The 4,000-nt window shown below is 47.7% G+C and carries 3 protein-coding genes and 1 other annotated feature; of the genes, 2 read left to right on the top strand and 1 reads right to left on the bottom strand.

Translation table 11 applies throughout. From position 1 onward, the window contains the following. Positions 1-69: 69 nt before the first annotated feature. Positions 70-303, bottom strand: a complete 234-nt coding sequence (locus OCU14_RS11140) for a hypothetical protein (RefSeq protein ID WP_261811079.1) — start codon at positions 301-303, stop codon at positions 70-72. A 207-nt stretch (positions 304-510) separates the two neighbouring features. On the opposite strand from OCU14_RS11140, the gene OCU14_RS11135 reads away from it, so the two are divergent. Together OCU14_RS11135 and tyrS are read left to right on the top strand one after the other, a co-directional pair. Next, a complete protein-coding gene (locus OCU14_RS11135) occupies positions 511-1,881 on the top strand; it encodes an Nramp family divalent metal transporter (RefSeq protein WP_261811078.1) in 1,371 nt (456 codons plus the stop codon). 45 nt (positions 1,882-1,926) lie between these two features. Beyond that, positions 1,927-2,125, top strand: a binding site (T-box leader). A 56-nt stretch (positions 2,126-2,181) separates the two neighbouring features. Next, a complete protein-coding gene (gene tyrS, locus OCU14_RS11130; RefSeq protein ID WP_261811077.1) occupies positions 2,182-3,441 on the top strand; it encodes a tyrosine--tRNA ligase in 1,260 nt (419 codons plus the stop codon). Positions 3,442-4,000 lie beyond the last annotated feature (559 nt).

Genomic DNA, 4,000 nt, shown 5'->3' with positions numbered 1-4,000 from the left:
AATTACTGAACCGCCGTATACGGAACCGTACGTACGGTGGTGTGAGAGGTCGGTAGTCGAAACAATCGGCTACCTCCTACTCGATTGATCATTCAAGGAATGTGAGACCGTCCGGGAGTGCGCCCAGAGGTCGGCGATGAGGCCGCTTATCACGGTTACGGCAAGCCCAGCCACGCCTAAGATGGCGAGTCCGACTGTCGTTGTGGTCACATGACCAGCAACCCAGGCACTGAGACCAGCGATAACCAGAACGGCAATGAAAATGGGGGCGAGCATTTCTAGAAAGAATCTCGTGTGATTCATGCGTCAACAGCACCTTTCCGAAAAAATACGACTTCGCCTATTATCCGCGCGCCTTGGTTGAATTGCAAGGTTCGGGGGTATTTTTAGGTTTAGCTATTTATCGGGTAATATAAAATAAAAGTTTGGTCACTCAAAATAAATCTTTACAACCCTTGTCGTGTCAGTATAATGGTGAGATAGCTAAAGAGAAAGAGAGTGTGAAAAAACATGAGCGACAACGTTTCAACGGAAAACACCGGCTTGACCGGTTACGCGAACGGGCCGTCCTTGCAAGAAATCAATGGCACGGTGGCCATTCCAAAGAGTAAAGGATTTTGGAAGAATCTGATGGCCTTTTCTGGACCGGGAGCACTGGTTGCCGTGGGTTACATGGACCCAGGTAACTGGGTAACATCAATCGGTGGGGGTGCGCAGTACGGGTACCTGTTAATGTCTGTGATCTTGATTTCGAGTTTAATCGCGATGTTACTGCAATACATGGCGGCTAAACTGGGAATTGTGACCCAAATGGACTTGGCCCAGGCGACGCGGGCCCATACCACAAAACGTATTGGGGCCATCCTATGGGTGGTGACCGAGCTAGCCATTATGGCCACAGATATTGCCGAGGTGATCGGGGGCGCCATTGCCCTGCAATTACTCTTTGGCGTCCCGCTGATCCTAGGGGTTTCCCTGACGGTCTTTGACGTATTACTTCTATTAGTATTGACCAAGCTGGGTTTCCGAAAGATCGAAGCCATTGTGGTTTGCTTGATTACCGTGATCCTAGTGGTTTTTGCCTATGAAGTGATCATCGCACAGCCTAACATGGGAGAAGCGGTGGCTAATTTGGTTCCGCGGACGGAAATCATGCATACGGGGCAATTGACGATGGCCTTGGGAATCGTCGGGGCGACTGTGATGCCACATAACCTTTACCTGCACTCTTCCATTTCGCAAAGCCGGAAGTTCGATCGCACGGACCCAGACGAGATGCGACGGGCAGTGAAGTTCACCACCTGGGACTCTAACATTCAATTATTCGGGGCATTTGTCATCAACTGTCTCTTGTTACTTTTGGGGGCGGCGATGTTCTTCGGCAAGGCGACCGACCAATTGGGCACGTTCGGGAACCTCTACGCGGCCTTGCAGGACAATCGACTGGCCGGAGCGGTAGCCTCTCCACTCTTGTCGACGTTGTTTGCGGTGGCTTTATTAGCCTCCGGACAGAACTCGACGATTACTGGAACTTTGACCGGACAAGTTATTATGGAAGGTTTCATCAATATGAAGGTCCCCTTGTGGGTCCGTCGATTGGTGACTCGACTGGTTTCCGTGGTTCCTGTCGTGGTCTGCACGATTATCTATGGCGGTAATGAAGCCGCACTGGATCACTTATTAGTAAACTCGCAGGTCTTCCTGTCGATTGCCTTACCATTTTCCATGATTCCACTGACGGTCTTCACCTCTTCTAAGAAGATTATGGGTGAGGAGTACGTTAATAAGAAGTGGGTTACCATTTTGGCTTGGGTCTGTACCGCCGTGTTGACCATTCTGAACTTGCAAATTGTTTGGGGAAGTCTCAGCGGGTTATTTTAACCCCGGCATGTATTGACTTTTCGGGGATGGGCCGGTATGATCACATCATAAGCAATGAAGCAGTACAGTAGTGAGGGTGGCACCGGTTGAGAGACCTAACGGCGCTGGAAGTTAGGACGACCATCATCACGAATTACCCTGTGGAGCGGCCGAGTGATCGGCGGGTCATTCCGTTAACAATGACGAGCGGTTGTCAAAGTGACAACAACTTGGGTGGTAACGCGGATTTCAATTCGTCCCTGATGACTATTAGTCATTGGGGACTTTTTTATTGGAAATAAACCTTAGGAGGACTTGCAGATGTCAATTATTGATGAACTAAAATGGCGTGGTGCCATTAACCAGCAAACGGATGAAGCCGGGCTGGGTGAACTGGTAAACGAAAAGGCAGTGGGTCTCTACGCTGGGATCGACCCCACTGGGGATTCCATGCACATTGGACACCTGATTCCCTTCATGATTCTGAAACGATTCCAATTAGCTGGCCACCGGCCATACATTGTTATTGGTGGGGCTACGGGTTCCATCGGTGACCCCTCTGGTAAGAAGGCCGAACGGGTTCTCCAAACGATGGACCAAGTTCGTCATAACCAAGATTGCCTGACGAAACAAATGGAACATCTCTTCGGTCAAGACGGGACCTTTAAGATCGTGAATAACTACGACTGGCTATCTAAGCTCTCCCTCCTGGACTTCCTGCGTGATTACGGGAAGTTGTTTAACGTGAACAACATGCTAAATAAGGAAGTGGTGGCCTCACGGCTAGAAGTCGGGATTTCTTACACGGAGTTTACCTACCAAATCTTGCAATCGATCGATTTCCTTCATTTGTTCACGGCAGAAGATGTCCAACTCCAAATCGGGGGTGCCGACCAATGGGGGAACATTACCGCTGGAATTGACCTGATTCATAAGGAACAGGGTGGCGAAGCCAAGGCTTATGGGTTAACGATTCCATTATTGCTGAAGGCTGACGGGACTAAGTTCGGGAAGTCCGAAGGGGGCAACATCTGGTTGGACCCTGAAAAGACCTCGCCTTACGAGTTCTACCAATTCTGGATTAACACGGATGACCGCGATGTTGTCAAATTCTTGAAGTACTTCACCTTCTTAGATGAAGACCAAATCAAGAAATTAGAGACGGCGGTTGCGACGCATCCCGAGAAACGTGAAGCCCAGAAGCGGTTAGCTGAAGAAGTGACGGCCTTTGTTCATGGGGATGACGCCGTGGTTGAAGCCGAACATATTACCAAGGCCCTGTTCTCTGGTAATGTAGCGGACCTGTCTGCTAGTGAAATCGAACAAGGTTTCAAGAAGATGCCTTCCGTTACGGTTAACTCCGAAATGAAGAACATCGTCGAATGGCTAGTTGATGACACGAAGATTGAATCCTCACGGCGTCAAGCCCGTGAAGATGTCACGAACGGTGCTATTCGGGTTAACGGTGAAAAGGTCACGGATGTGGCTGCTGATGTTGACCCTAAGAGTGCCTTTGACGGTAAGTTTGTGATTATTCGTCGTGGGAAGAAGCGTTACTTCTTAGTTCGGATTGCCGATTAAGACTTGACTATGTGAGCCCAATTGCCAGCGATGGTAGTTGGGCTTTTTTAGCTCTAAAATAAAAGCGAATGATTGCCAAGGAAAATGCAGGAAACACACGGCCGTCAGTTAACAATTCACGAGCTTTCAGTCATAAGATTTGCCTTTGAAAAAAGATGCATTTATTTTCAATTTTTAGTTGACGGTGGGGGTCTATGGTTGGTATAGTTATAGACGTTGTCACAGCGACTTACCAACTAGACCAATTTAAATATTGAAAATAGTTGTTGACAGAGCGGACAACAAAATGTTATATTAGTTGAGCTGTTGCATTTGCGGCAGTCAATTGAAACGAAATATTGATACATCAATATTTCGTTGACAGCATACTGATAGAATGGTATGATAATTAAGCTGATTACTTCGGTAAACAGCTGGTAGACCTTTGAAAACTGAACATTGTTTCGACAAACCAAATATGTGTAGGGCGGTTTGATACTTGGTATCAAACCCAAACAATATTTGCGAAGTCAATTCGCTTTTATAACAAAAGTAACAACAATCGATGAGCTATTCAAGC

Source organism: Levilactobacillus humaensis (assembly GCF_024345185.1).
GTDB lineage: Bacteria > Bacillota > Bacilli > Lactobacillales > Lactobacillaceae > Levilactobacillus > Levilactobacillus humaensis.
Note: the sequence above shows the minus strand (reverse complement) of the source record. Positions and strands in the feature narration are given on the sequence as shown.

Excerpts from the sequence above, each read along its gene's own strand:
- tyrS (WP_261811077.1), top strand. The coding sequence starts at position 2,182 with ATGTCAATTATTGATGAACTAAAATGGCGTGGTGCCATTAACCAGCAA.
- OCU14_RS11135 (WP_261811078.1), top strand. The coding sequence starts at position 511 with ATGAGCGACAACGTTTCAACGGAAAACACCGGCTTGACCGGTTACGCG.
- OCU14_RS11140 (WP_261811079.1), bottom strand. The coding sequence starts at position 303 with ATGAATCACACGAGATTCTTTCTAGAAATGCTCGCCCCCATTTTCATT.